This is a genomic window from Arthrobacter sp. P1_B3 (genome assembly GCF_056406615.1).
Genome location: NZ_JBFTZV010000015.1, coordinates 41,164 through 67,478 on the forward strand (window position 1 = coordinate 41,164; position 26,315 = coordinate 67,478).

21 protein-coding genes are annotated in these 26,315 nt (G+C 66.0%); 14 read left to right on the forward strand and 7 right to left on the reverse strand.

What is annotated here, in order from left to right; genetic code table 11:
* Window positions 1–56: 56 nt before the first annotated feature.
* On the reverse strand, window positions 57–3,212 hold the full coding sequence (locus AC1D2F_RS15560; protein WP_476967106.1) for a DEAD/DEAH box helicase: 3,156 nt from the start codon (window positions 3,210–3,212) through the stop codon (window positions 57–59).
* Window positions 3,213–3,257: 45 nt separating this feature from the next.
* Here AC1D2F_RS15560 and AC1D2F_RS15565 point away from each other — a divergent pair, with 45 nt between their 5' ends.
* The 3 genes from AC1D2F_RS15565 (at window position 3,258) to AC1D2F_RS15575 (ending at window position 6,948) form a co-directional block, all read left to right on the forward strand.
* The gene (locus tag AC1D2F_RS15565) at window positions 3,258–4,394 is read left to right on the forward strand and encodes a hypothetical protein (protein ID WP_476967107.1); all 1,137 of its coding nucleotides are present in this window, start codon (window positions 3,258–3,260) and stop codon (window positions 4,392–4,394) included.
* 381 nt (window positions 4,395–4,775) lie between these two features.
* Complete coding sequence (locus AC1D2F_RS15570) at window positions 4,776–6,068, forward strand: competence protein CoiA (RefSeq protein WP_476967108.1); 1,293 nt, start codon at window positions 4,776–4,778, stop codon at window positions 6,066–6,068.
* Between the two features lie 67 nt (window positions 6,069–6,135).
* On the forward strand, window positions 6,136–6,948 hold the full coding sequence (locus AC1D2F_RS15575; RefSeq protein WP_476967109.1) for a LacI family DNA-binding transcriptional regulator: 813 nt from the start codon (window positions 6,136–6,138) through the stop codon (window positions 6,946–6,948).
* A 1-nt stretch (window position 6,949) separates the two neighbouring features.
* On the opposite strand, the gene AC1D2F_RS15580 is transcribed toward AC1D2F_RS15575, so the two are convergent.
* The gene (locus AC1D2F_RS15580) at window positions 6,950–8,362 is read right to left on the reverse strand and encodes an amino acid permease (RefSeq protein ID WP_476967110.1); all 1,413 of its coding nucleotides are present in this window, start codon (window positions 8,360–8,362) and stop codon (window positions 6,950–6,952) included.
* A gap of 43 nt (window positions 8,363–8,405) precedes the next feature.
* Window positions 8,406–9,515, reverse strand: coding sequence for a histidinol-phosphate transaminase (gene hisC / locus AC1D2F_RS15585; RefSeq protein ID WP_476967111.1), 1,110 nt, complete (start codon window positions 9,513–9,515; stop codon window positions 8,406–8,408).
* Window positions 9,516–9,608: 93 nt separating this feature from the next.
* Here hisC and AC1D2F_RS15590 point away from each other — a divergent pair, with 93 nt between their 5' ends.
* From AC1D2F_RS15590 to AC1D2F_RS15605, 4 genes are all read left to right on the forward strand, one after another.
* On the forward strand, window positions 9,609–10,112 hold the full coding sequence (locus AC1D2F_RS15590) for an Lrp/AsnC family transcriptional regulator (RefSeq protein WP_476967112.1): 504 nt from the start codon (window positions 9,609–9,611) through the stop codon (window positions 10,110–10,112).
* 120 nt (window positions 10,113–10,232) lie between these two features.
* The gene (locus tag AC1D2F_RS15595) at window positions 10,233–11,906 is read left to right on the forward strand and encodes a thiamine pyrophosphate-binding protein (protein ID WP_476967113.1); all 1,674 of its coding nucleotides are present in this window, start codon (window positions 10,233–10,235) and stop codon (window positions 11,904–11,906) included.
* Between the two features lie 136 nt (window positions 11,907–12,042).
* Window positions 12,043–12,798 carry a hypothetical protein gene (locus AC1D2F_RS15600; RefSeq protein ID WP_476967114.1) on the forward strand — a complete coding sequence of 252 codons (756 nt, stop codon included), beginning with the start codon at window positions 12,043–12,045 and terminating at the stop codon, window positions 12,796–12,798.
* A gap of 54 nt (window positions 12,799–12,852) precedes the next feature.
* Window positions 12,853–14,415 (forward strand): HD domain-containing phosphohydrolase, encoded by a 1,563-nt coding sequence (locus AC1D2F_RS15605; RefSeq protein ID WP_364747768.1) that lies wholly within the window; start codon window positions 12,853–12,855, stop codon window positions 14,413–14,415.
* A 45-nt stretch (window positions 14,416–14,460) separates the two neighbouring features.
* Here the strand turns inward: AC1D2F_RS15605 and AC1D2F_RS15610 are convergent, their stop codons facing one another.
* Window positions 14,461–15,537: a methyltransferase gene (locus tag AC1D2F_RS15610; protein WP_476967150.1), complete on the reverse strand. Its 1,077-nt coding sequence runs from the start codon at window positions 15,535–15,537 to the stop codon at window positions 14,461–14,463.
* 456 nt (window positions 15,538–15,993) lie between these two features.
* On the opposite strand from AC1D2F_RS15610, the gene AC1D2F_RS15615 reads away from it, so the two are divergent.
* The 7 genes from AC1D2F_RS15615 to AC1D2F_RS15645 all read left to right on the forward strand — a co-directional run bounded on the left by AC1D2F_RS15615 (window position 15,994) and on the right by AC1D2F_RS15645 (window position 24,173).
* Window positions 15,994–16,932: a lipid kinase gene (locus tag AC1D2F_RS15615; RefSeq protein ID WP_476967115.1), complete on the forward strand. Its 939-nt coding sequence runs from the start codon at window positions 15,994–15,996 to the stop codon at window positions 16,930–16,932.
* 138 nt (window positions 16,933–17,070) lie between these two features.
* Window positions 17,071–18,111, forward strand: coding sequence for a substrate-binding domain-containing protein (locus AC1D2F_RS15620; protein ID WP_476967116.1), 1,041 nt, complete (start codon window positions 17,071–17,073; stop codon window positions 18,109–18,111).
* Window positions 18,112–18,241: 130 nt separating this feature from the next.
* The gene (locus AC1D2F_RS15625; protein WP_476967117.1) at window positions 18,242–19,564 is read left to right on the forward strand and encodes an ABC transporter substrate-binding protein; all 1,323 of its coding nucleotides are present in this window, start codon (window positions 18,242–18,244) and stop codon (window positions 19,562–19,564) included.
* A gap of 82 nt (window positions 19,565–19,646) precedes the next feature.
* Window positions 19,647–20,687, forward strand: coding sequence for a carbohydrate ABC transporter permease (locus AC1D2F_RS15630; RefSeq protein ID WP_476967118.1), 1,041 nt, complete (start codon window positions 19,647–19,649; stop codon window positions 20,685–20,687).
* On the forward strand, window positions 20,684–21,628 hold the full coding sequence (locus tag AC1D2F_RS15635) for a carbohydrate ABC transporter permease (RefSeq protein WP_476967119.1): 945 nt from the start codon (window positions 20,684–20,686) through the stop codon (window positions 21,626–21,628). Before AC1D2F_RS15630 ends, AC1D2F_RS15635 begins: the two co-directional genes overlap by 4 nt.
* Window positions 21,625–23,295, forward strand: a complete 1,671-nt coding sequence (locus AC1D2F_RS15640) for an alpha-amylase family glycosyl hydrolase (protein WP_476967120.1) — start codon at window positions 21,625–21,627, stop codon at window positions 23,293–23,295. The genes AC1D2F_RS15635 and AC1D2F_RS15640 overlap by 4 nt, the downstream gene beginning before the upstream one ends.
* Window positions 23,296–23,432: 137 nt before the next feature.
* Window positions 23,433–24,173 carry an alpha/beta fold hydrolase gene (locus AC1D2F_RS15645; RefSeq protein ID WP_229993908.1) on the forward strand — a complete coding sequence of 247 codons (741 nt, stop codon included), beginning with the start codon at window positions 23,433–23,435 and terminating at the stop codon, window positions 24,171–24,173.
* 21 nt (window positions 24,174–24,194) lie between these two features.
* Here the strand turns inward: AC1D2F_RS15645 and AC1D2F_RS15650 are convergent, their stop codons facing one another.
* The 3 genes from AC1D2F_RS15650 to AC1D2F_RS15660 all read right to left on the reverse strand — a co-directional run bounded on the left by AC1D2F_RS15650 (window position 24,195) and on the right by AC1D2F_RS15660 (window position 26,094).
* Window positions 24,195–24,485 carry a hypothetical protein gene (locus AC1D2F_RS15650; RefSeq protein WP_229993907.1) on the reverse strand — a complete coding sequence of 97 codons (291 nt, stop codon included), beginning with the start codon at window positions 24,483–24,485 and terminating at the stop codon, window positions 24,195–24,197.
* 163 nt (window positions 24,486–24,648) lie between these two features.
* Window positions 24,649–24,912 (reverse strand): hypothetical protein, encoded by a 264-nt coding sequence (locus tag AC1D2F_RS15655; protein ID WP_229993906.1) that lies wholly within the window; start codon window positions 24,910–24,912, stop codon window positions 24,649–24,651.
* 255 nt (window positions 24,913–25,167) lie between these two features.
* Entirely contained in the window at window positions 25,168–26,094 is a 927-nt protein-coding gene (locus tag AC1D2F_RS15660) for an endonuclease NucS domain-containing protein (RefSeq protein WP_229993905.1), read from the reverse strand.
* Between the last annotated feature and the right edge of the window lie 221 nt (window positions 26,095–26,315).

Here is a 26,315-nt window from a genome sequence, read left to right on the forward strand (position 1 = left end):
GAACCCCAGCATCCGGCGCCGGTGAATGGATACCTGCGCAGCTGCAACTTTTAGAATCATTGTGCCACCGCAGCAGCCGCCGCATAGACGTCTGCAGGCATTGGCCGGTGCAGCTTCCAGGTGATAGCAATCGGCCTCTCCCCTACATGCTGCACATAGTCAACCTGGCCTAGGCACGTGTAGGGAACGGTCAGTCCTGTATCGTCCTCGGAGGTATCCCGGGTGAAGATCAGGATCTTCGACCCGTGCGCTGCCCGGTCCAGGTACCGCTTCCCGGTCGGGCTCCCCGGCGAGGTCGCGTTCTGCGACTCCCAGTGGAACAGCTCCGGGCTGATCGCATAGTCCTTGTACATCGTGGTTGCCGAGTGCTTCTTGTCGTCCTTGTTCAGCGTGACAAAGAAAGCGTCCGTGGACATCGCCGGGCACCACGCCACACCCTCGCGGTGCTGCACGTTCTTGCCAAGCTCCAGCGAGCCGTACTGGAGGGCCGCCAGGATCTCCTCGCGCCGGTAGGTTGCGTGCGAGAGCAGCGGAACGTGCTGCAGCCCCGCCCCCAAACCCTTGGCTGCATGCTTGGACGCGGCCACTCCGAGCTTCACGAGCTGGCGGATCTCGCTACAGACGAACTGGTAGCCGCGCAGATAGTCCAGTCCGGCGTCGTACGACTCGAAATCGCCGCCGTCGTCCCAGAGAGTGTAGAACAGCATGCGGGCGAACGTCTGTTCCCGCATGCCGAGCTCCGCGTAGCGGGGCGCGTCCGCTCCAACCAGCATCGAATACGCGTCCGCACGTTCCGGATCGTCCACATGGATCAGCGCTGCCATGCGGCCGAGCAGCTTCTTCTCGTCGCCGTCCGAGAGCTCTTGAATCCTCCCAGTGATGACTGACTCCAACGGCGAGAACCCGTCGATCAAGCCAGCCTGGCGAAGGTAGCCGGTCCATGAATCCTTGGTCGAACGGTAGATCGACTTCACGTCGTTCCCGGACTGCTCGAGATACGCCGACAGCTCGATCTCCGCGTACGAGGTGATATCCCGGACCAGCTGCGCCCGGTTGAACCGCAGCTGAGCCCTGATGTTGTCCAGCACCACCTTCTGAGCCACCCGGTCCAGCACGATTTGCGAGCCCGACGGCAGGTACGGAAACTCGTCCTCGACGGCTTTCTCCAGCTCCTTCCGCCCGTAACCCGTCAGCGCCCGGTAGCGCAGGTCGAAGCGGAACTCACGCCGTTGCTGGCCGATGAAGTCCATGACCGTCAGCACGGCCTTGCCCTCGGCACGGCGCAGCCCTCGGCCCAGCTGCTGCAGGAAAATTGTGGCACTCTGCGTTGGCCGGAGCAGCAATATGGTGTCCACCTGCGGCAGGTCCAGACCTTCGTTGAAGAGGTCGACGGCGAAGATGCAGTTGATCTCCCGTGTACGGAGCCGCTCCAGCGCCGTCGCGCGGTCGGCGTTGTCGGTGCTCCCGTCGACGGCAACGGAGGTGATGCCGGCGCGGTTGAACACCTCGGCCATGTAGTGGGCATGCTGGACCGAGACGCAGAAGCCGATGGCCCGCATCTGCTCCGTGCTGGTGACCTTGTCTCGGAGTTCGCGGATCACCTTGGCGGCGCGGGCGTCGTTGCCCGTGTAGAGGTTGTTCAGCTGCGCGGTGTCGTAGTTGCCGCGCTTCCACTCCAATTGGCTGAGGTCGACGTCGTCCGAAACGCCGAAGTAGTGGAACGGCACCAGCAGATCGGCATCCAGCGCGTCCCAGAGGCGCAGTTCACTGGCGGTGCGGCCGCGGAAGAACTGCTGGGCGACGTCGACGCCGTCGCCGCGATCGGGCGTCGCGGTCAGTCCGAGGAGCTGCTGCGGCTTTAGGTGGTCCAGCAGCCGGCGGTAGGTGGGCGCCATGGCGTGGTGGAATTCATCGATCACCACGACGTCGAAGAAGTCGGGTGCCAGCTGTTCAATGCCGAGGGATGACAGTGACTGGACGGAGGCAAAGATGTGCTTCCACTGCCGGGGTTTGTGCTCCCCGACGAAGAGTTCGCCGAAGGCACCGTCCTGCATGACGTCCCGGTAGGTCCGCATGGCCTGTTTCAGGATTTCCTGACGGTGGGCCACAAACAGCAACTTCAAGTCGCGTCCGGCAGCCTCAGACAGACGCTTGTAGTCCAAGGCGGCGATGACGGTCTTTCCTGTGCCGGTGGCCGCGACCACCAAGTTGTGATTGAAGCCCTTGAGGCGCTCGGCTTCCAGGTCCTCGAGCATCTCCTCCTGGTGGAGGTACGGCTGGACCTCCAGGCCGGTGCCTGCGTCCGGGGCTGCGGTGCGCCGGCCACCGTTGCGTTCCAGCGCAGCGTCCAGTTTTTCGCTGTCCCGTTCCGGATCGTAGCTTTGGAAGGCTCGCTGCTCCCAGTAGCTGTCGAAGGTCACCTCGAACTTCTGCAGCAGCGCGGGCGTGCCGATCGAGCTGAGCCGGACGTTCCATTCCAGGCCGTCCAGCAGGGCCGCCTGGCTGAGGTTGGAGCTGCCGACGTAGGCGGTGTCGAAGCCGGAATCCCGGCGGAACAGCCAGGCCTTGGCGTGCAGCCGCGTGGCCTGGGTTTCGTAGCTGATCTTCACTTCGGCGCCGTACCGGGTGACGAGTTCGTCGATGGCGCGGCGTTCCGTGGCTCCCATGTAGGTGGTGGTGATGACGCGGAGTCTGGCGCCGCGTTCCTTGAGCTGCTCCAGTGCCGGGTGGAGCAAGCGGAGACCTGTCCAGCGGACGAAGGCACAGAGGAGGTCCACGGTGTTGGCGGACTCGATCTCGGTTCGGAGCTCCGCGGCGAGATTCGGATCATCCTTGCTGTTCGTGAGCAGGGCCGAGTCGCTCAGTTTGGTTGTGGGCCGGCGCAGGTTGCGGCGTTTGAGAGCGTCCGGGCGGTGGAGGGACTGGAGTTGGGTGGGGCCAGCGGCGATAGGGTCTGCGTGCTGTAGCTCCTGGAGGAGCTTGTTTGCGAGTGCGACGCGTTCGGTAGGTTTGGCTGCGGCCAGTGCTTGGCGGACGGCGTCGGCGACGTGGCGGGACAGGACGTCCGGGCTGTCTTCGTCGGCAATGTCTGCGAAAACTGGTTGCAGATCTGAAGCGCCGTTCAGCTGATTGGCAAGCGCATCCGTGTTGAGTAGTTCGTACAAGCCCTCGGGCAGATGCTTCCCCGCCACTCCCCCAATAAATTCAGTCACTTCGCCAGGGTATCGGCTGAACACAACTTCCGCGTGGAACTGGTAATGCTGCCCATCCTCTGTGACAAGATGCTTTCCATGGCGCGAAATTACTGGCTGGACCTGTTCACTGTTGAAACTTGGGAGGAGTTCAGGTTCAACGGAAGTTCAATATCTGGCTTCAGCGAATCGAGCCTTAAGACAGTGCAACAGATGAAGCATGGCGACTACTTGCTGTGTTACCTAACCCGGGCCTCCCGGTGGGTTGGAGTTCTGGAAGTTGTGGGAGACGCCTTCGTTGACAGGTCGGTGATTTGGAAATCCCAGACCTTCCCGAGTCGCTTGCCTGTACGCCCAGTCCTCGAGGTTGACCCGGAATTTGGTGTGGCGGTACTGGACCTGCGAGACCAACTCTCAGTTTTCCAGGGTTTAGGCAACCCCAATCTGTGGAGCGGCCCGTTCAGACGCTCCCCCACAAAATGGAAGACCGCTGACGGGGAAGTCGTCCTCCGGGCTCTCACCGAAGCCAAGGATGATCCTGTGCGGCGACCGATCGGAAAGCCCCGGAAATCCTCCACTACGGACGTTCAGGTGCCAGTGCCCCTGGACGAAGACGTTCTCTTGATCCCTGAAGACGTTCGTGCAGTAGCTGTTGAAGGCGTGCCGGGGCCTACTGAGCATACTGAGATTCAATACCTATTGATGAAACTGGGCGCTGATATGGGCTTCGACGTTCATGTTGCCCGGAATGACCCGGGTCGCGAGTGGCAGGGTCAGCGCCTTGGTGCCATGCGACGCCGGCGGGAGCTACTTCCCCAACAGTTCGACCCGGATACTAACAAGACAATCAAGCTCATCGACTTACTCTGGCTACAGGGAAATGCCATCGTGGCGGCCTTTGAAATTGAGAGCACCACATCCATTTACTCAGGTCTACTGCGGATGAGCGACTTGTTGGCAATGCAGCCGAATATAGCTATCCCCTTATTCCTGGTTGCTCCAGAAGACCGCCGTGAAAAGGTCATTCAACAGGTGAATCGTCCCACTTTTGCACGAATGACACGTCCGCTCGTAGACGTCTGTCGGTATATACCTTTCGAAACGCTGAGAGAAGCACTGTCCTCCGCTCACCCGTACATCAGGTATCTCAAGTCCGATTGGCTGCAAACGATAAGCGAGTCCTGCGCTCGGGACGAAGTTTGAACGCGGAGCACGATCAAAAGTGATGAGGCACGAGCTCACTTCCTCACGATGGTGCACGCTCTTAAAAGGCCAGTGGCACGTATTACGGCGCGGACAGGGGCGGTGCGGCCGGGTTCGGAAAATGGGGGGTCCCTAGAGTAAGCGTGGACGACCGGTAGGGGCACACCGTCTCCAGACAGGTCCCCTGGCTGGGGCACGTTGAGCCTTACCGGGAGGGCGGTGACCACGGTCCGCTTGCGCTGCGGGACTGATTCTGCCATTTCCACCAACGATGCCGCTGAGGGGGGACTTACTTCATACTGCCTCGACAGCGCGGCTCCGTCCTTCGCAATGGTCGGCCGGGTAGTGTCCCTTCCAAGAGCCAATTCCGCTGGGGGACCTATGCCGCTTGCCGCCTATCTGTCCGATGAACGCATCGAGGCGCCATTCTTGAGCGACGAGGAATGGGCGGCACTCCGCCAGAGGTGGAAGGCTGGGGAACCGCTGATGATGGCCTGCGGCCAGGCGGGCAAGCCCCGGGTTTCGAAGCGGGGGCTGAAGCACTTCTACCACCACGCCGAGGCGGACTGCACTTTGCATCCCAGTGGGGAATCGGCTGACCACTTGGAGATGAAATCCCTGGTCGCGGCCGCCGCCAGGGAAGCCGGTTGGGACGCCGTGATCGAGTATCCGGCTTCCGACCGGGCCTGGATCGCCGACGTCATGGTCAGCCGTGATGGTAAACGGCGGGCTTTGGAAATCCAGTTCTCCAGACAGGACGCCGATGAGTTCCGTCGCAGGCAGGAACGCTATGAGGCGGAGGGGATCCAGTGCCTGTGGCTGGCCGCGGAGGTGAACCGGCAAGCCGACACCGTGCCCTGCGTGATGATCGGCGGAGTGCCGGGTGCTCGCACCCTCAGCCTTCCCGCCTTTACCGGACCTGCCCCAGTGGATGCCGCCGAAGCGATCGCGCACCTTCTGAACGAGGAAATCGCGCCATTCGTAGAACTTGTCGTCAGAGCCTACTCACTGGATACGACCATGCTCAAATGCTGGCGCGACAGCTGCAAACGGTGGATCACAGCGTGGCGACTGGACGACCTCCAGGTCGAAACGCGATGCGGACAAAAGGGTAGTCTGCTGGCCACCCACTACTACGGCTCCCGGATCTTCCTCACCGACAGGATCGAACGCCTCATTGCTGGTCGGGTGATGCCTGTCTTGAAGCAGGCAGATTTGCCGTCACCCATGTACCTGGCCACTAGGTACAGCAAGACCGCGGACTGCTCCTATCTAGCGTTGTGCTGCCCCTATTGCAACAGCCTCCAGGGCGATGTTCCCCTGAGCGACCAAAGCGTCACGTGGCGCAGCTACCTCATCGAGGACTGGTTGCCGCTGCCTATTAAGCGAAGTGCGCTGGCCGTTCCGCACCTCTGTCTGGACATCGGCCGCGGGCACTGCAACCAGGAACCTCGTGAACAGGAGGGGCCAGCCTTTCCGGACGGCAGGCTGGTGGTCCCAGAGGCGTCGCCCTTGCTGTTGACGCAGGCACTTCCTCCGCTGCCAAAGCGAGGAAGCCCGAGGAATATGGATCCGTACGCAGACCGCTACAAGGGCCGCTACGAGCAGGGGCGCCACACCACCGCGGAGGCTCTGGCATTAGTGAAGCCAGCAAAATCCTCTCAAACTGACTGAGCTGCGCAGCAGAGGGGCGAAGGGCATTCCATTACAGCCCGGCAGACACCCTCAGGGAGGAGGAACAGTGGTCACCATCCGCGATGTGGCCAAGCACGCCGGCGTGTCTCCGGCCACCGTTTCCCGGGTTGTCAACGGTCTCGTGGGCTACTCCGACGAGACCCGGGAACGCGTCGAAACTGCGGTCAAGAGCCTCAGCTACGAGACGGACTATCTCGCCCGGGGCCTCAAGACCCGGCAGACCTCCGTGATCGGGCTCCTGGCTCCGATGGTCTCGGACGCTCTCGCCTCCCAGGTCATGCAGGGTGTGGAGGAGGAAGCCCAGGAGCGCGGCTACGCGGTGATGCTCGGCCGCACCGGCGCCAAATCCGCGTACATCGCCGGCTACCTCCGGACGCTGCGCACTTACCGGGCGGCCGGCGTCATCCTCATCTCCGCGGTGATCACGCCGGAGACGAGGCAACTGCTGGGCCCCAATGTCCCCATCATCTCCGTGGCCATCAGTGACAAGTCGGGCTCGCCCAGCGTGGCGATCGACGACGAGCAGGCAGCCTATGACGCGACCCGTCACCTGCTGCGGCTCGGCCACCGCCGGATCGGCCTCCTGACCGGCGATCCGGCGTCCATCTACGTCGCCCAGCCCTGCAAACGCGGCTACCTCCGCGCCATGACCGAAGCCGGCAGCACTCCCGTCACCGCCACCGGCAGCTTCTTCTACGAAAGCGGCGCTCCGGGTGCCGGGCGAGTGCGGAGCGGCCGAACTGGCCGACTTTATGGTCAGCATGGCCAGCTCGGCAAAGCATTGCGGAGGGCGCGCCCGGCCAGACCGGACGCGCCCTCCGCGTGCACCAAACCCGCGATGTGCGTTCACAGCACCTGATTCAGTCGATGAGCACTGGGGCCTTGGCACGCTCCGAGGATTCGACAACGGGCAAAACGTTCCCCGAGCGGTGGTGAAGCCAGTTCGCCACCGCCAGGAGCGCCACGAGGGCGAACGTGCTCAGGAGCTGGGGACGGGAATCCTCGCCGATGAATCCCACCGTGAAGATCGCGGCGAGGATGACCAGACCAAACACCGTGAGCCAGGGGAAGCCCGGCATCCGCAGGGGAAGCTCCGTCCCCTCGCGGTCGGCGCGGAGGCGCAGCGCGAGCTGGGCGAGGAGCGCTGACGTCCACACCAGCAGGCACGTCGAGCCCACGATGTTGAGCAGGACGGGAAGGACTTTTTCGGGGAAGGCCAGCTCCAGCACAACCGTGACAACGCCGAAGGCGACGCTGGCCAGGACTGCGACCACCGGAACTCGGGCCTTCGACACGGAGGCGAGCAAGCGTGGTGCTTCACCGCGCTCCGCCAGGGAGAACGCCATCCGGGAGGCGCCGTAGAGGTTAGCGTTGAGGGCGGAGAGCAGTGCTGCCACGGCCACCAAGGTGATGGCGGTGGCGGCGCCGGGCATGCCGGCCGCATCCAGCACCGCGGCGAACGGGCTCTTCAGCCCCGCCGAACCCACGGGAACAACCGCTGCGATCACGAAGATCGCACCGATGTAGAAGATGAGGATGCGCCACAGCACCGTCCGGACTGCCTTCTTCACACTGCGGGCAGGCTCCGCGGTTTCAGCTGCCGCCACGGACACGATCTCGGTGCCGCCGAACGCGAACGCCACCACGAAGAGTGCCGTGGCGATTCCGGCGAAACCGCTGGGTGCGAATCCGGCACCGGTGAAGTTGGACAGGCCCGGCGACTGCACGCCCGGCAGCCAGCCGAAGAGCAGTGCGGCGCCCACCAGGAGGAACCCGACGATTGCTGCCACCTTGAGCAGGGCGAACCAAAACTCGAACTCGCCGAAGTTCTTCACACTGGTGAGATTCACAGCGGTGAGCACCACGATGAACACGAAGGCCATCAGCCACACCGGCAGAGCCGGGAAAATGGTGGCCAGCAGGCCAGCCGCACCCAGCGCTTCGGCCGCGATGACCACCACGAGCTGCAGCCACCAGAGCCAGCCCACCGTGGCACCGGCCACCGGCCCGTACGCCTTGGCCGTGTAGACGGAGAAGGCGCCACTGTCAGGATTGGCGGCGGCCATCTCGCCGAGGGCCCACATCACCAGGATGATGAGCGTGCCAGCCACGAGGTAGGAGATCAGCACCGCCGGGCCGGCAGCCTGGATGCCCGCGCCCGAGCCGATGAACAGGCCTGCGCCGATAGCGCTTCCCAGGCCCATCATGGTGAGCTGGCGTGGTTTGAGTGCGGCGCCCAGTGCGCGGCCAGACGTCTTTGTCTGTTGTTCCATGGGGAGTCCTCTGGTTGTTGGTGGAACGGAGTGGGGATTCAGGTCAGTCGATTGTTGAGGCGGTGTGTGCTTCCAAAAGCCGGAGCACGCGATCGTTGGAGGCTGGGCCGGCAACGGTGATCCGCACGCCGTCTCCCTGGTATGCCCGGACCAGGATGCCCGCGCGGTCAAACGCCTCCACCAGCCTCGCCTGGAGCAGCTCATCCGCACGGATCCACAGGAAGTTGCCCTGGCTCGGCTGCAGTTTCCAGCCCTGGGCTTCCAGCTGCGCGGCCATCCGGGCGCGTTCCTGCCTGACGGCGGCGACGCGCGCTTCCATCTCCTCCCCCGCGTCCAGCGATGCGATGGCCGCCTTCTGGGCCAGTGCGCTCACCGAGAAGGGAAGGGCGGTCCGGCGCAGTCCCTCGGCGATCTCCGGCGCCGCCACGGCGTATCCCACGCGCAGGCCGGCGAGCCCGTACGCCTTCGAGAAGGTGCGCAGGATGCAGACGTTCGGGTACTGGCGGTAGAGCGCCAGGGAATCGGGGCCGCTGCCCGCTTCGGCGTATTCCACGTAGGCCTCGTCAATCACCACGAGGATGTCGGAGCGGACGGACTGCAGGAAGGCCTCAACGCGCTCATGGCTGATCGGCACGCCGGTCGGATTGTTGGGGGTGCAAAGCAGGATCACCTTCGTGCGGGCGGTGACGGCCGCGGACATGGCATCGAGGTCGTGGCCCTCAGCGTCGTCCAGCGGAATGCGGACCGGCCGGGCGCCTGCCAGCTCAACCAGGACGGGGTATGCCTCGAAGGAGCGCCACGCGAAGATCACCTCATCCCCGGCGTCGCACAGGCCGGTGATGATCTGCTGGAGGACGCCAACGCTTCCGGGTCCCACCGCCACCTCTCCGGCCGTGACGCCGAGGTGGCGGGCGAGCCGTTCGCGGAGTTCGACGGCGGCACTGTCCGGGTAGCGGTTCATGGTTCCTGCCGCTTCGGTCACCGCAGCGGCGGCAGCAGGCAGCGGAGCGTAGTGGCTTTCGTTGCTGGCGAGGGCTGCAATGTCCAGGCCGGCGCTGCGCCGGCCCGGGACGTAGGGCGGAAGTCCGGCCACCGCGCCACGAAGGGTGGGAAGCGCGGTGTCCGGTGCGGTCAGGAGCTGATCACGGGTCATGAGGATCGATCATGATTGTGACACCGCCCACATTGCAAGATACCCTCAAACCATTGGGACTTCTGCTCAACTTCTACTGTCTGTGGTGAAAATATGACCATCCCAAACCCTCGCACTGTGGATTCCCTCGACGGCAGGATCATCCTGGCCCTCGACAAGGATCCCGAAGCCAGCGCCCTGGCACTCTCGCGGACGCTCGGCGTCGCACGGAACACGGTCCACGCCCGGCTGGCACGGCTCGAGCGCAGCGGCGCCCTCCGCTCCTTCAGCCGAAGGCTGGATCCCGCCGCGCTGGGCTATGACCTGATGGCCTTCCTCTCCCTGTCCATCAGCCAGACGCGAACAGGCGCGGTGGAAGACGGACTCGCCGCGATCCCGGAGGTCATCGAGGTGCACGCCACCACCGGGGACGCAGACCTCATGGCCAGGGTGGTGGCCCGCAGTACGGCCGATCTCTACCGCATCACCAACGAGATCCTGGAAATCGAGGGGATCCAACGGACCAGCACGGCCATTTCCGTGCTGGAACTCATGCCGCCCCGCTACGACGGCCTTCTGAGCCGGCTCTCCGAGCAGGAATCCCGCCCTACGAGGTAAATCCAGGTGACGCACGCCACAAGTGGGCATATTTTCAGTTGCGTCTGCCCACTCCTGCCAAATATCCCAGTCAAAATCGACTCTCTTGCCTATCTGTGAACCAGCCCACATGATTCCTGCATGACTTCACTTACCGTCTCCGGCCGCGTGGCGCAGGTTCTCAGCAGCTACCTCAGCGATGTCTTCGGCGTCATGGGCAACGGAAACGTCTACTTCCTGGACGCCGCGGAAAAGCTGGGCCTCCGTTTCTCCGCCGTCCGCCATGAAGGCGCCGCCATCGCCGCGGCCGACGCCTACTACCGGACGTCAGGACGCCTCGCAGCGGGCACCACCACCTATGGCCCCGGCTACACCAACGCACTCACCGCCCTCGCCGAGGCCGTCCAGGCACAAATCCCCGTGGTGCTGGTCACCGGGGACGCTCCGAGCAGTGGCGCCCGGCCCTGGGACGTGGACCAGGCGGCAATCGCCGCGGGCCTCGGCGCGGCGACCTTCACCGTCACCCGCGACGCCGCGGGCTCCATCACGCAGCAGGCGGTGGAATACGCGCTCACCAAGCGCACCGCCGTCGTGATTGCCATCCCCTACGACCTCGCTGCCCTCGAGGCTGGGGACGAAGAGCTTCCCGAGCCGCTGGCACCAGCGGTGATTGACGACGTCGACGGCGGCCTCGGGCAGGTAGCCCACCTGCTCGCCGGGGCGAAACGGCCGCTGATCCTCGCCGGCCGCGGTGCGCATCTCGCCGGTGCCGGCCCGGAGCTCCGCGAGCTCGCCGACCGCCTGGGCGCGCTGACCGCCGGAACCGCCCTGGCGCTTAACCTCCTCCAGGGCGAGGGGTACCTCGGCGTCGCGGGCGGGTTCGGCACGGACACCGCGGCCGGGCTCATGGGTGAGGCCGATGTGGTCCTCGTGGCCGGGGCAAGCCTGAGCCCCTTCACCATGCGGTTCGGGCACCTGCTCGGCCCGGACAGCACCGTCATCCAGATCGACACCGCCCTGCAGCCGACGCACCCCCGGGTGGACACGTTCGTCAGCGCGGACGTGAAGTCTGCTGCGGGACGCATCCTGGGGATGCTGGATGGCACGGCCTCGTCGGACGCCCGCCGCGCAGAAGCCTGGCGCGCGGAAGCCCGCAAGCGCCTGGCCGAGGGACCGGCCCACCATCCAGGCTCAGCGGAGACGCCGGACGGCCGGCTGGACCCGCGCTCCCTTGCCACGGCACTGGATGCGGTGCTGCCGGAGCGCCGCACGGTGGTCCAGGACGGAGGGCACTTCGTCGGCTGGGCACCCATGTACTGGCGCATCCCGAGGCCGCAGGACCTGGTCATGGTGGGGACCGCCTACCAGGCCATCGGGCTGGGCCTTGCCAGCGCCGTCGGGGCAGCCCGCGCCGTGGAGGACGGCCGCACCCTGGTGCTGGCCTCCGGCGACGGCGGTTTCCTGATGGGCCTGTCCGACCTCGAATCGCTGATTGGCGCGGCCAGCAGCGCCGTCGTGGTGATCTACAACGATGCCGCCTATGGAGCCGAAATCCACCAGTACGGATCCCAGGGCCTGACCGAAAAGCCCATGCTGATCCCCGAGGTGGACTTCAGCGGCATCGCCCACGCGCTCGGTGCCGAATCCGCGATCATCCACTCGCTGTCGGACCTTTCCGCGCTCCAGGACTGGATCGACGCCGGCGCCAGGGGAACCTTCGTGGCCGACTGCCGGATCACGTCGAGCGTGCGGGCCCCGTGGCTGAGCGAGTGGATGCAGGCCTCGCAGGCCGCGAAGGCGGCGGTGGCGGGCTAACCCTGGCGGCGGCGGGACCTCGCAGACTACGCCGTTGGTTCACTGTTCCGGGCGGCTGACACAAAATGGGGCAGTTGCCCCATGCCCTTGCTGCGGCCCGGTCATAGGCTCGGGTCATAGAGAAAAGGAGGCGGCAATGACCATCTACCAGCCGCAGTCATCAGCAGAGGCAACGCCGAAACTTGCCGAACTTCCCGAAGACGCTGCCGAGCATTTCGCCGGCTACGCCGTCCTGGGGCTACCTTTTACCAGCGGCCACTACCTGGCCTTCCGGGATTTTCCCGTGAGCTCCGTTGGCCCCGGCTACCGCTCCGTCTGGCACCGCACGCCCGGCGGCCGGTGGACCATCTACGCCAACGCCGCGCCCGAGCTCAGCTGCGCCCGGTACTTCGGGACGGCCGTCCACCATACGGTGGAGACCGACGTCGACATCCAGTGGAGCGGGCCGTTCACCGCCGTGATCACGGTTCCAGGCGTTGTTGACTGGCACCTGCAGCTGGGCACATCCGCGGCCACCACGATGCTGACCGCCATGGCCGTACGCATGCCGGAAAGCCTGTGGCGAAACGAGCTGGTGCTCCGGGCCATGGGAGCATTCGCCGGTCCGCTGCTCGGCGCGGGCAGAATGAAAGTCTCGGGTGTGGTGCCCAACGGCCAGACGTTCCAGGCCCAGCCGCGGCAGTTGTGGCTTGTGACGGATTCCCAGGCCACCATCCGGGGTGAGGACGCGGGAGTTCCGGGCGCACTGCCTGTACAGGACCACCTGGCGGACTTCTGGCTTCCGCAACGTGGACTGTTCGGAGCCCAGGTGGGCGTTAGGTTCCCGTCCACGGCCCATCCCGCCGGACCAGGTCTTGCCCAGGCCCGGACCGGGAAGAACCAGGCGGCATAACGGCCGCCGCGTGATCCCTACTGCCTTGGCTGACGGCTTCCTAGAATGGCAGGTGTGAAGCAGTCATCGGCTGACCCCCGCCGCAGCGAAGTCCTGGCCGCACTGTCGCTCGCCATTGACCTGGGGCTGGGGCAACCGATGGAGCACATGCTGCGGGCGTCCCTGCTGGCGTTACGGATCGCGGGGGCGGCCGGCGTTGACGCCGCCGGCCAGGGCAGGATCTACTACGCCAACCAGCTGGCCTGGATCGGCTGCCACGCGGATTCCTTTGAACTCGCCGCACTGTTCACGGACGATATCGCCTTCCGCGCCGACTACTACAACCGCGACCAGCATGGCCTGCCCATGTATGCCGGCATGTTCAGCCACGCCGGCGCCGGCCTCCCGCCGCTCGCCCGCGTTGCCTACTGGACGCGTTTCGCGGCGACGGGCAGCGGGGCGGTGCGGACCATGATTGCCTCGCACTGCGTCTCCGCCGGGGTGTTGGCCAGCAGTGTAGGGCTCGACGACGGCGTGGCAGGACTGCTCACCCACACCTTCGAGCGGTGGGACGGCAAGGGCCTGCCGGAGGGTGTGGCGGGGCCGGAAATTCCGCTGGAGATGCGGATCATGCATCTCGCGGATACGGCCGAGGTCTTCCTGCGGAGGGAGGGCGTGGCCGGTGCGGTGGCCATGGTGCGGGCGCGCCGCGGCAGCCAGTTCGATCCAGCATTGGCCGGGCTGTTCATCGATCAGGCCGAGGCACTCACCGAAGGGCTCCTCGACGTCGACTGCTGGCAGGCCGCCCTGGACCTGGCTCCCAATGACGCTCCCCTGTCCGACCACGAGCTGGATGCGGTGCTGCGAGCGATCGGCGACTTCGCGGACCTCAAGTCTCCCTACACGGCAGGTCACTCCCGTGCAGTAGCGGCCCTCGCCGCCGCCGCGGGCGAGGAGCATGGGCTACCGGCCGACGACGTCACGGAGCTCCGCCGTGCAGGATGGGTACACGACCTGGGCCGGCTGGGGGTGTCCAACCAGGTGTGGGATAAGAAGGAGCCCCTCTCCGGGCTGGACCTGGAACGTATCCGAATGCATCCGTATCTGGGAGAGCGGATCCTCAGCCGCGTTCCCGGACTGAAGGGCGAGGCGGCCCTCACCGGCTCACACCACGAGCGGCTCGACGGGTCCGGCTATCCGCGAGGGATTGGCGGAACGGAGCTGGGGATAAAGCAGCGGATCTTGGCGGCTGCGGACTCCTACCAAGCCTCCCTGGAGCCACGCCCGCACCGGCCCGTGCTCGCGCCGGCTGATGCGGCTGCCAGGCTCCGGCAGGAGGTTTCAGCCGGCAGGCTCGCCGCGGAAGCTGTGGAGGCAGTGCTCGTGGCGGCCGGCCAGCAGCCCCGCCGTCCGCATGCCCCAGCGGGTGGACTCACACCGCGGGAAGTGGAGATCCTCAGCATGCTGTGCCGCGGAATGACACCGGCCGAGATCGCCGGCGCTCTGTTTCTCGCCCGGAAGACCGTCCGCAACCATGTGGAGCACATCTACACCAAGATCGGTGCAACCAACCGGGTGGGTGCCACCTTGTTCGCGATCAGGAACGGCCTGACCGAGTACGGGAGCGCGGCCAGGTAGCGGTCCCGTCCCTGACCGCGCAGCCGCGTCGTCAGGAATTTGGGACTACCGGGGAACGAGCCGCCACAGCGACGTGACCTCGGCCGAGCGCGCCTCGAACAGGGGATCGTCGCGGTCCGATGCCTTCGGATGCGTTGGCTTGGTGTCCAGCCGTTCCACCACCTTCAGCCCTGCCGCCGTGATGGCGGCCAGCAGATCGTCACGCGTCCGCAGGCCAAGGTGTTCGGCCAGGTCGGAGAGGACAAGCCAGCCCTCACCGCCCGGTTCCAGATGGTCGGAGAGTCCGTTCAGGAAGCGGAACAGCATCCTGCTCCCGGGGTCGTAGACGGCGTTGTCCAGGGTGGAATGCGGCGTGGCCGGAATCCATGGAGGGTTGCACACGATAAGCGGTGCCCGCCCGGGCGGGAACATGTCGGTCAGGACGGCCTCGGCACGATCCTGGACGCCGAGGTTCCGGAAATTCTCAGCGGCGCAGGCGATTGCACGCGGTTCATTGTCCGTCGCCACCACTCGGTGGACGCCACGGCGCGCGAGGACGGCAGCGAGCACCCCAGTGCCGGTTCCGACGTCGAACGCCAGCGTGTCAGAGGGAAGCGCAGCGGCGGCCACGAGATCCACATACTCGCTCCGGGTGGGGAAGAACGTGCCATAGTGCGGGTGGATGCGGCCCTGCAGGGCATCGACGTAGACACCATTACGTCGCCACTCGTGGGCGCCAATGGCCCCGACAAGCTCATACAGGGACACAACGGAAGGTTCGCCGATATCACCGTACGCTTCAGCGGCGGCCTGCCGGATGTCCGGTGCGCGGCGCAGCGGCACCACCAGGCCCGGATCAAGAGATATCAGCAGCAGGCCGAGAACGCGTGCGCGATGCGAGCGGGACTGGCGGTGCCGATAGAACTTATCGGCCGGAATTGCTGCGGTCTCCTTCTTTCCGGCGCCTATCCGCCGGTCCAGGGCGTTGAGGATCTGCCGTGCGTTGTGGAAGTCACCGTGCCAGAGCATCGCGATCCCCTGTGACGCCATCCGGTTCGCATCATCGGCCGTAAGAGAGTCGGAGACCACTTCGATGCGCGTCGGCGCCGGTCTGCCGTTCGCCGAACGCCATCGCGCCGTCATGCTCTCACCAGCCTCGGCCCAGGTCACGACGGCGGGATCATCCACCGCAACTCCGCGTGAGGGCTTGAGGACCGACGTCGGGATTCCCACGGGAGCTGGCGTGTCCGTAGTGATAAAGATCCATTCCAAGCGTCAGAGGAGCCGATCGGCGACTGACGATTGCGGCGGTGATTCCACGACGTGGATGGCTGCGGCCCAGGATTCCGGACCGTCATCCGGCCGCGAACCGAGCGTGGTTGATGGCCGCTGTAGCCATTCAACCTGCCTTGTCAGGATACAGGTGTGCCGTGGCCGCCGTCCCGCCGCCTTACTGGGAGTACCCGAAGGTCACCGCCACGCAAAGCCAGCGGCCGCCGTCGTACTTCACGCCATGTCTAACCGCCGGGCCCGCGCGAGTCCTAGATCCCACCCAGCCCCTTGCGGGAATTCACAGGTCCACCGCCTACCATGATCCGCATGAAGGCTGCCCGGGACGCCCGCTCTGCCGCCGTGGTGATCAACGCCGGATCACGCCGAGGGGCGGCACACGAACTTGGGCTGGACACGATGCGAAAGGCAGGCGTGCCGATCTCCGCCGTGCACCACGTCCTGTCCGGGGCAGACCTGGCCGCGACGCTTGACCGGGTGGTGGCGGACGGGCACGACCTGATTGTTGTCGGTGGTGGCGACGGGACAATGACCTGCGCCGCGGGTCGGGTTGCCGGCACCAACGTTATGCTCGGCGTTCTTCCATTGGGCACTGCCAACGACTTCGCCCGCACGCTGGAGATACCCAACAATCTGGCCGAGGCCTGCGCTACCGTCGCAGACGGGAAGGTGGTGGACATCGACCTCGGCCGGGCTAACGGTGAGCCATTCCTCAACGTGGCGTCCGCGGGCCTGTCGGTGGCTGTGACGGAGGCGCTGAGCCCCCGCTTGAAGCGGTACATCGGGCCATTGGCGTACAGCATCGCCACGCTTCGGGCTTATGCCCGGCACAAACCGTTCCGGGCCCGCCTCGAGTTCCCAGAGGGCGACCACGAGCCGCTGGAACTGGAAAACCTGCTTCAGGTAGCGGTCGGCAACGGCCGGCATTACGGCGGCGGCAACACGGTCTCTCCCACTGCAGGGATCGACGATCACACCCTGGACATCTACGCCATCCTGGCCGGCCCGCTCCGGGAGCACGTGAGTATTGCACGGCTGCTCAAGGACGGCAGCTTCATCGAACACGACCGGGTGTACCACCTGACCAGCCGACATGTCCGGGTGGTCACTGAGCCGCCGCTGCCGGTGAACCTCGACGGCGAGATCGCGACCACCACGCCCACCGACTTCACCGTCCAGCGCAACGCCGTTCACGTCGTGGTACCCCAGAGCAGCAACAGCGCGTTGTTCGACGGACCGGGAGCCTAGGCCCCTCCTGAGGGCGTTGTTTCCTAAACAGTCACGCCTCCGGCACATCTCCCCTTAGTGTTGGTGCAGCAGATCACGAAACCGTTTACGTAAACCGTTTGCGTAACACGGTCCGGCCAGCACAAGGGAGGAGGAACAGTGGTCACCATCCGCGATGTCGCCAAGCACGCCGGCGTCTCTCCGGCCACCGTTTCCCGGGTTGTCAACGGGCTGGTGGGCTACTCCGACGAGACCCGGGAACGGGTCGAGACCGCGGTCCAGAGCCTCAGCTACGAAACGGACTACCTCGCCCGGGGACTCAAGACCCGGCAGACGTCCGTGATCGGGCTCCTCGCCCCCATGGTCTCTGACGCCCTCGCTTCCAAGGTCATGCAGGGCGTGGAGGAGGAAGCCCAGGAACGCGGCTACGCCGTGATGCTCGGCCGCACCGGCGCTAAATCCGCCTATATCGCCGGCTACCTCCGGACCCTGCGCACCTACCGGGCCGCCGGCGTCATCCTCATCTCCGCGGTGATCACGCCGGAGACCAGGCAGCTGCTGGGGCCCAACGTCCCCATTATCTCCGTCGCCATCAGCGACAAGTCCGGCTCCCCCAGCGTGGCCATCGACGACGAGCAGGCAGCCTATGACGCGACCCGTCACCTGCTGCGGCTCGGCCACCGCCGCATCGGCCTCCTGACCGGGGATCCGGCGTCGATCTACGTCGCCCAGCCCCGCCAGCGCGGTTACCTGCGCGCCATGACCGAAGCTAACTGCACGCCGGTGACCGCGACCGGCAGCTTCTTCTACGAAAGCGGCGCCGCCGGCGCGGACGAACTCCTGCGGCAGGAACCCGGGCTCACCGCGATCTTCGCGATGAGCGACGAGATGGGCGCCGCCGTCGTCAATGAACTGCAGCGGCGCGGGCTCCGGGTGCCAGAAGACGTCTCGGTCCTGGGCTTCGACAACACCTCCACCTCCCTGCACGTCAACCCGCCTCTGAGCACCATGGCGCAGCCGCTCGAGGAGATGGGGCGGATGGCCGTCAAAAAGCTGCTCCGCTCCCGCGACCTCGGACCGAAGATCATGCCGCACCGGCTGATCGAGCGCGGCTCCACCGCGCCGCCCCACCCGGTTCCGGCACCGGCGACCCCGGCCCCGCCCGGCGAACAAGTCGGCACCCCAGTCTCACTCAGCTAGCCAAGACCCAAAACCACCACCACCCACGGCGGCCGCCGGCACTTCCCCGTGCCACCAGGCAACCCGCCGCGATTCCGCATGCACCAAACCACCCGCACCGCTCGCACCACCCCACAACAAGGAGCAACACATGAGGCAGCGCCGCCGCACCTGGCAGACTCTTCTCGCCACCACCGCATCCCTGACCGTCGCCGCCGTCGCCCTCACGGGCTGCGGCGGGACCGCCACGGACGCCAAGAGCACCCCGAAGGCCGCCGCCGCGTCCTTCGAGGGCAAGGGCCCCATCAACTACGTCTCCAACCGCGACGCCTCCGGTGCCGCGAACAAGAGCATCGAGGAATGGAACGCCGCCCACCCCGAGGAGAAGGTCACGTTCATCGAACTGCCCGATTCGGCGGACCAGCAGCGCCAGCAGCTCATCCAGAACGCGCAGATCAAGTCGGACACCTTCAGCGTGCTGAACCTGGACGTCGTCTGGACCTCCGAGTTCGCCGCCAACAAGTGGATCCAGCCGCTGCCCGCGGACGCCGTCCCCACCGACAAGATGATCCCCGCCACGGTCAACGCCGCGACGTACCGGGACACCCTGGTCGGCGCCCCGTACTACACCGATGGCGCCCTGTTCTACTTCCGCTCCGACCTGCTCAAGGCCGCGGGCATCGCCGCCCCGCCCAAGACCTGGGACGAAATGAGGACCGCCTGCAAGGCGATCCTGGCGCTCCCCGAGGCCGCCGGCATGTCCTGCTACACCGGCCAGTTCGACAAGAACGAGGCCCTCACGGTCAACTTCTCCGAGGCCGTCGCCTCCGCCGGCGGCACCGTCGTCGACGCCGACGGCAAGCCCACCGTCAACACCCCCGAAGCCAAGGCCGGCCTGAACCTGCTGGTGGACGGCTTCAAGGACGGCATGTTCCCGTCCGACGCCATCACCTACCTCGAAGAGCAGGGCCGCCGCGCGTTCCAGGACGGCAAGCTCGTCTTTATGCGCAACTGGCCCTTCCTGCACGCCTCGCTGAGCGCCACGGACGGCTCCAGCAAGGTGGCCGGCAAGTTCAGCATCACCTCCATCCCCGGCACCGACGGCCCCGGCGTCTCCACCCTCGGCGGCCGCAGCCTCGCCATCTCCCCGTTCACCCCGAACAAGGCTACGGCGCTGGAGTTCGTCAAGTTCTTCACCAGCGAGGAGCAGGCCCAGAAGCGCCTCGCGCTCAGCTCCCGCGCCCCGGTGTACGCCTCCCTGTTCGAGGACCCGGCCGTCGTCGCTAAGCGCCCGTTTTTCCCCACCCTGCTGACCTCGCTGAACAACGCCCAGCCGCGGCCCAAGGTGGTCCAGTACGGCGCCACCACCAAGGCGATCCAGGAAGAGGCGTACGCGGCCATCACCGGCAAGAAGGACACGGACACGGCCCTGAACGACATGCAGGCCAAGCTCACCGAGCTCTCCGCCAAGTAATTCCGAACTATTCGAGCAACAGCCGGGCCGGCCGGTTCACCCCGGCCGGCCCGGCAGCTGCAACCCCAGTGAGGTTCCCAGAATGACGACGACGACCGCCCCGCCCGCCGGCGCGCAAACCGGCACACCCCAACCAGCCAGCCCGCGCACACGCGGCCACCGCGGCACCCGCACTCCCGGCGAAGGCCGGATGGCCGCGCTGCTGCTCTCCCCCACCCTCCTGGTCCTGGCCCTCGTGATCGTGTACCCGCTGCTCGCCGCGGTGCACCAGTCCCTCTACCGCGCCGAATCCGGGCTGGACGCGGACGGCTTCGTGGCCGACGTCGAATCCTTCGTGGGCCTGGCCAACTACGCCGACCTCTTCGTCGGCGAAACCGGCCGGCGCTTCCTCAACGCCCTCGGCAACACCACCTTCTTCACCATCACCACCGTGTTCCTCGAGACCGTCCTGGGCCTCTGCCTGGCCCTGGCCATGAACCGCGCCTTCCGCGGCCGGTCCTTCCTGCGCGCCAGCATCCTGGTGCCCTGGGCCGTCCCCACCGCCGTCTCCGGCCTGCTGTGGCGCTGGATCTTCCAGTCCGACGGCATCGCCAACACCCTGATCGGCAGCGAAATCCTCTGGACCGCCGAGGGCAACGCCTCCCGCGCGGCCATCATCATCGCCGAAGTCTGGAAGACCGCCCCGTTCATCGGCCTCCTGGTCCTCGCCGGCATGCAGGTCATCCCCGGCGAAGTCTACGAGGCCGCCAAGATCGACGGCGCCGGCTGGTGGCGCCAGCTCGGCTCCATCACCCTCCCGCTGGTCAAGCCCACCCTGCTGGTGGCCGTGCTGTTCCGCATGCTCGACGCCCTGCGCATGTTCGACCTGCCGTTCGTGCTGATCGGCCCCGGCAAGGAATCCGTGGAAACCCTCTCCATGCTCGCCTGGGACGAATCCAACCAGCTCCGCTACGGCTCAGCCTCGGCGTTCGCGATCATGCTCTTCCTGTACGTCGCCGTCGTCGCGATCGTGTTCGTTAAGGTGCTCGGCGCCGACGTCACGGGCGCCAAGGAACTGAAGCTGATCTCGAAGAAGTCCCGCACAAAGGCAACCCGCACCCAGAAGGCCGAGGCCACCCGATGACCATCTCCGACCTCCGCAACGCCGCCACCGACTCCGGCGCACCAAGCGCCTCCGGCGCCGCCGCGACCGACGCCGTCGGCCGCCCCGGCAAATCGAACACAGGCAAGCCGAAAGCGCAACGCACGTGGCGTTCCTACTCGGTGTACCTGGGCTTGGCGCTGATCTTCGCCTACTGCCTGGCGCCGTTCTACTGGATGCTGGTCTCCAGCTTCCGCCGCACCGCCGACATTTTCGACAACACCCTCCTGCCGGCGCCGTTCTCGCTGGAGAACTACGCCAAGGTGTTCGACGGCTCCACCATGTTCGGCCAGGCCCTGCTGAACTCCCTGGTCGTCGCCGGGACCACCACGGTGTTCGCCCTGCTCCTGGGCGTATTCGCGGCCTACGCGATCTCCCGGCTGAACTTCCGCTTCAAGTCGGTGATCCTGGGCGTGATCATCGCGACGTCGATGTTCCCCGGCATCTCCGTGGTGGTGCCGCTGCTGCGCCTCTTCACGGACCTCGGCTGGATCAACACCTACCAGGCGATGATCGTCCCCAGCCTGTCGTTCGCGATCCCGCTGGCGGTCTGGAACCTCACCACGTTCATGAAGGCCCTGCCGTTCGACCTCGAGGAAGCCGCCATGATCGACGGCTGCACCAAGTGGCAGGCGTTCCGCCGGGTCCTGCTCCCGCTTGCCGCGCCGGGCGTGTTCACCACCGCGATCCTGACCTTCATCCACAGCTGGAACGAATTCATCATCGCGCTGTCCATGATCAACGACCCCAAGATCCAGACCGCCACGGTCGCGATCTCCAAGTTCACCGGCGCCACCGAATTCCAGGCGCCCTTCGGCGAGCAGATGGCCGCCGGCGTGATCGTCACCGTACCGTTGGTGATTATGGTGCTGATCTTCCAGCGTCGGATCGTCGAAGGCCTCACCGCGGGCGCGAGCAAATGAGCCAGAGTCCTGTCGAGGAGACCGCTCTTGCGCCCGCTCCTGACTGGTGGCAGTCCGCTGTCATCTACGAGGTCTACCCGCGCTCCTTCGCCGACGGCGACGGCGACGGCGTGGGCGACCTCGCCGGCCTCATCGCCCGGCTGCCGTACATCGCCTCGCTCGGCGTCGACGGCATCTGGATGACCCCGTTCCAGCCCTCCCCGCAGGTGGACCAGGGCTACGACGTCAGCGACTACTGCGGCGTGGACCCGCTGTTCGGCACCATGGAACAGTTCGAGTCCCTGCTTTCCAAAGCCCACGCGCTGGGCCTGCGGGTCCTCCTCGACGTCGTCCCCAACCACTGCTCCTCGGAGCACCCGCTGTTCCAGGCGGCCCTAGCTGCCGCCCCGGGCTCGCCCGAGCGGGACATGTTCCACTTTGTGCCGGGTCCATTGGGCACGTCCGACGACGGCGGCAGCGGCTCTGCGTCTGGGGCCGACGCTTCAACCAACGATGTCCCGCCGAACAACTGGCAAAGCGTCTTCGGTGGCCGGGCTTGGAGCCGCGCCACCCCGGATTCGGCGACGGACAAGGACTGGTACCTGCACCTGTTCTCGGCCGGTCAGCCGGACTGGAACTGGCGCAATCCCGCCGTCGGCGACTACTTTGACGGCGTGCTTCGCTTCTGGTTCGACAGGGGCGTGGACGGGCTGCGCATCGACGTCGCGCATGCGCTGTTCAAGGCCGACGGGCTGCCGGACTCGCCCTCCACGGGCGGGGTGGTGGATGGGCTGCGGTCCAACCCGCAGGTCTCGGACCAGGAGGACGTCCACGAGGTCTACCGCCGCTGGCGAACGCTCGCCGAGAAGTACGAGCCGCACCGCCTGCTGGTGGGCGAGGTCAACCTGGAACCGGCCCGCGCCGCCCGGTACACCCGGGCCGACGAGATGCAGCAGGCCTTCGCATTCGCGTTCGTGAAGCTCGGTTGGGACCCGGAGGCGTGGGCCGCCGTCGGGAACGAACTCGAGGCCGCCCGGCAGCTCCACGGCGCCGCCCCCACCTGGGCGCTCGAAAACCACGACATCGTCCGTTCCGTGACCCGGTTCGGCGGCGGCGAACTCGGCAACGTCCGGGCGCGGGCCGCCCTCGTGGCATTGCTTGGACTGCCCGGCGCCGCGTACATCTACCAAGGCCAGGAGCTCGGGCTGCCCGAGGTCGACGTCCCGGTGGGTGCCCGGGTGGACCCAATGTGGGCCCGAGGCGGCGTGTGCCGCGACGGCGCCCGTGTCCCGCTGCCCTGGACGGGGGACGGGGCGCTGAACCACGGCTTCTCGCTCGCTGAGACCGCGGGCGAACCGTGGCTCCCGATCCCCGCAGGCTGGGGCACCCACGCCATCGAGCTCCAGCAGCAGGACGCGCAGTCCGCCTTGAACTTGACCAAAGCGGCGCTGGAGCTGCGCCGGCTGCTGTGGAGGAACGAGGTCTTCGGCCCGGACGACGGCGGCATCTGGCGCGTCGAAGCCGGCAACCTGCTGATATGCGAACGCAGCGCCGACTTCTTGGTCGCCGTCGCCATGGGCGCCGAGCCGGTTCGGCTGCCCGTCGGTACCGTGCTGCTCAGCGCCGCGCCCCTGGCGGAGGACGGCTGGCTGCAACCGAACAACGCTGCCTGGGTGCTGAAGGACTAAAGGTCCGGCGGCCTGAATCTGGGTTAGGACGGTCAGGTTCTGAGGAAGTCGATTAGGGCGCACAGTGTTACTGGAGTGGTGGCCAATTCGTATTCTCAGAGACGTAGCAGGCGCTGGGAACGTGAAAGCATAAGCCGGTGCACACGAACCAGTACGGACCAGAGAGCGCACCTCCTGTCTTGCTCCTGCACGGTGGTGGCGTCGCCGGTTGGATGTGGCAATCCCTGAGCCGTAGCCTGGAAGACCGGCACCGTGTGATCGTCCCCGACCTCCCGGGGCACGGAGAGAGCTCCAGCGAGGAGTACATCTCGCATTCCGCGACCGTAAATGCCCTGGCCGACTTGGTGTTGCAACGGGTTGGTTCGCCAGTAGCAGTGATCGGCTTCTCGCTCGGGGCCCAGCTATCCATCGGTCTGGCGGCTCAACATACGCCTCTGGTGAGCCGAGTTATGGTCGTCAGTGCCCAAGCGAAGCCGATGGCGTACGGTGGCCTCACCCTGGGCATTCTCGGTTTGAGCGCGCCACTTGCCCGGAGGAGATGGTTTGCCCGCCTGCAGGCCCGGCAGCTGTTCATACCCCCAGAGCTGATGGAGCAGTACATCGACACCAGTGCAGGCATAACGAAGGCGACCTTGACGGCCGCCGTCGGGGAGAACCTGCGCTTCGCATTGCCTGAGAATTGGTCCCGCTTCCCTGGGGAAGCCCTCGTGATGGTGGGTCAGCGTGAACGGAGGCTGATGCGTGACTCTGCCGCTGCGATCCATGCCGCCCTACCTGGAAGCGACTTGGAGGTTGTGGATGGGTGTGGCCACGGAATCCCCCTTCAACGCCCGGAGTGGTTCAACGCCACGGTATCGGCTTGGCTCTCTCAGGAGTAATGAGGAGGACCGACCGGACCGTCAGCAGCTGCCCGGAAGTTTGAAGAAGCCTGCAACGTCGGCTGCGCCCAGGAGATCGTGACGGAAGGCGATGGCGTCCACGGGCCGTGTCTCGACGAACAGGACCGCCACCGTCCGGGAGTGGACCACGGTGTACCGGGTCGGTCCGTCCAGCCAGGAGTGGATCCCTGTGTACTCATCGACCAACAATCCGTCGCCGAGCAGGCCCTGCTCCTCGAGCAGGTGATAGACAACATTCCAGGCGAGATCCATCAGTTCATGGATCGCCGCCTCCACTGTTGGAGCGGTCATGAGTCCATGGTCCTCCTGGGCACCGACAGCTTTGCGGAGACAGAGCGGCGTGTCTTCGAGGACACGTCTGCACCGCCAGCTCCGGATCGAACCCACGGCGCGGCGTCCTGGGGCAACGGGTTCGTTCCATAACCAAGGTGCGTCCGACCGGCGGTCGACGACGTTAGCAGCCGGCGTACAGTTCAGGCAGGTCCCCGGTGAAGGCTTCCCGTGGATCGACTCCTGCCGCCTCCAGGATGGCGCGGGCCAGAGCCCGGGCATCATCCGTCCGGTAGCTGACCGAGGCCGTCACGCCGTCGGCCTGATTGATCTGGACGCTCGGCTGATCGTCAAAACCACCGGTCGGAATTGCACGCCAGATGTCGAGGTGGTCTTCGGGGATTTCGGTGTCGTGGTGGCGGTGGACGAAGTAGTCTGCGGCGGCCATGGTGGTCCTCATCTCGAATCGGGCAAGAGAAGAGTGTAAGCACGCGAGGACAGTTCAGAAAAGTGCCCGGAAGCGAGTACCGGCCACTCGTATGCCGTGCACGGTCTTCGTCCTAATGTGGAGCGTACCGGCGGCATCCCCGGTGCTGGGGGTTTCGGATTGAAACGTGGTTTGGATACCGGGGCCGGCGGCGAGGGCGCTCACCTGTTTGTGCGCCCACTCCAGCCGTCGCCGGCCCCCTTTACGCCTGCCGGGCTACGCCTCCAGATGGAACTCCACCCGGTACTTCATGAACCGGATGTTCCGGGCGATGGACAGTGCACGGCGGATCCGCAGATCATCTTCCTGCGCGATGATGACGCCTTCAACGGACTGCCCAGGTTCGAGCAATGCTTCCTGGACGTAGCCCATGTAGCGCTGGATCTGGCCGACGACGGCGTCACTGGCGCGACCGCGCTTGAGTTCAATCACGAGCAGCCGGGTCCGGTCCTTGCTGATCGCGAGGATGTCCATGGGCCCGGTGTCGGTGAGGTACTGCTGGCCTTTGAGTTGGCCGTCCTCTTCGTAGATGTCATAGTCCTGGCCGAGCGTTGTGCTGCGCCAGTTGTGGACCAGGAAGTCTTCGAGCTGCTTCTCCATCTGGAACGCGAGCTGGTCCTCGACCTGGGAGGAGATCGCCTGGGCTATAGGCTGGGCGGCATCGGTGAGCTGAGTGAGCGCCGCCAGCTCTACGGTGTGGGCGGCCAGCTGGAACACCGTCATGATCGACCTGGCAGATGATGCCAAGGCGGGGCTCATGTCGTCCTTGCTGAACGAGCCCTTCCAGTCGACCCGGCGCCGGTGTGGCAGATCCGTGCCCGGGTGGTATTCGTACCCGCCGGTCACGACGCCGTACTGGTAGGTGCGGTCAGGTTTGGGTGCCAGCACGAGGTTGCCTTCGACGATCCCTTCGCAGGCCCACCACAGATTGCCGGCGGCGAGACCGGCCGCGACCTTGCCCTTGTCCGGTTCCTGCCCCAGGAACACCTGGACCACGGCGGAGCGGAAAGAGTCCGGCCCTTCGCCCAGATGCGGGGTGAGGTCATAGTCGCCGACAAAGTCGACTCCCATGTATCCGGCCTCGATCATGTCTTCGGCGAACAGGCCACCTCTGCCCTGCCGGACCATCCATGCTGTCGTCATTGTTCTCCATGTCCTGATGCCCCCTGGACGGGGCCGCGTGCGGTTCCACCTGAACTTATCGCATGCGGCGGCCTCTGGCCTGAGGCTTCCCCTCGTCTGTAAGCAGCGGTTGGAGCAGTTGCCCACAGCGGAGCGGAGTTTTCAGGGGACCAAGGCCCAGGAGCAGGCTCACCGTCGCTCCGCTGGCCGAAGACGGCTGGCTGCAGCCGAACAACGCGGTC

Coding starts and splice junctions, on each gene's coding strand:
- AC1D2F_RS15565 (WP_476967107.1), top strand. CDS start 3,258: ATGCTGCCCATCCTCTGTGACAAGATGCTTTCCATGGCGCGAAATTAC.
- AC1D2F_RS15570 (WP_476967108.1), top strand. CDS start 4,776: ATGCCGCTTGCCGCCTATCTGTCCGATGAACGCATCGAGGCGCCATTC.
- AC1D2F_RS15580 (WP_476967110.1), bottom strand. CDS start 8,362: ATGGAACAACAGACAAAGACGTCTGGCCGCGCACTGGGCGCCGCACTC.
- hisC (WP_476967111.1), bottom strand. CDS start 9,515: ATGACCCGTGATCAGCTCCTGACCGCACCGGACACCGCGCTTCCCACC.
- AC1D2F_RS15590 (WP_476967112.1), top strand. CDS start 9,609: ATGACCATCCCAAACCCTCGCACTGTGGATTCCCTCGACGGCAGGATC.
- AC1D2F_RS15595 (WP_476967113.1), top strand. CDS start 10,233: ATGACTTCACTTACCGTCTCCGGCCGCGTGGCGCAGGTTCTCAGCAGC.
- AC1D2F_RS15600 (WP_476967114.1), top strand. CDS start 12,043: ATGACCATCTACCAGCCGCAGTCATCAGCAGAGGCAACGCCGAAACTT.
- AC1D2F_RS15610 (WP_476967150.1), bottom strand. CDS start 15,537: ATGACGGCGCGATGGCGTTCGGCGAACGGCAGACCGGCGCCGACGCGC.
- AC1D2F_RS15615 (WP_476967115.1), top strand. CDS start 15,994: ATGAAGGCTGCCCGGGACGCCCGCTCTGCCGCCGTGGTGATCAACGCC.
- AC1D2F_RS15625 (WP_476967117.1), top strand. CDS start 18,242: ATGAGGCAGCGCCGCCGCACCTGGCAGACTCTTCTCGCCACCACCGCA.
- AC1D2F_RS15630 (WP_476967118.1), top strand. CDS start 19,647: ATGACGACGACGACCGCCCCGCCCGCCGGCGCGCAAACCGGCACACCC.
- AC1D2F_RS15635 (WP_476967119.1), top strand. CDS start 20,684: ATGACCATCTCCGACCTCCGCAACGCCGCCACCGACTCCGGCGCACCA.
- AC1D2F_RS15640 (WP_476967120.1), top strand. CDS start 21,625: ATGAGCCAGAGTCCTGTCGAGGAGACCGCTCTTGCGCCCGCTCCTGAC.
- AC1D2F_RS15650 (WP_229993907.1), bottom strand. CDS start 24,485: ATGACCGCTCCAACAGTGGAGGCGGCGATCCATGAACTGATGGATCTC.
- AC1D2F_RS15655 (WP_229993906.1), bottom strand. CDS start 24,912: ATGGCCGCCGCAGACTACTTCGTCCACCGCCACCACGACACCGAAATC.
- AC1D2F_RS15660 (WP_229993905.1), bottom strand. CDS start 26,094: ATGACGACAGCATGGATGGTCCGGCAGGGCAGAGGTGGCCTGTTCGCC.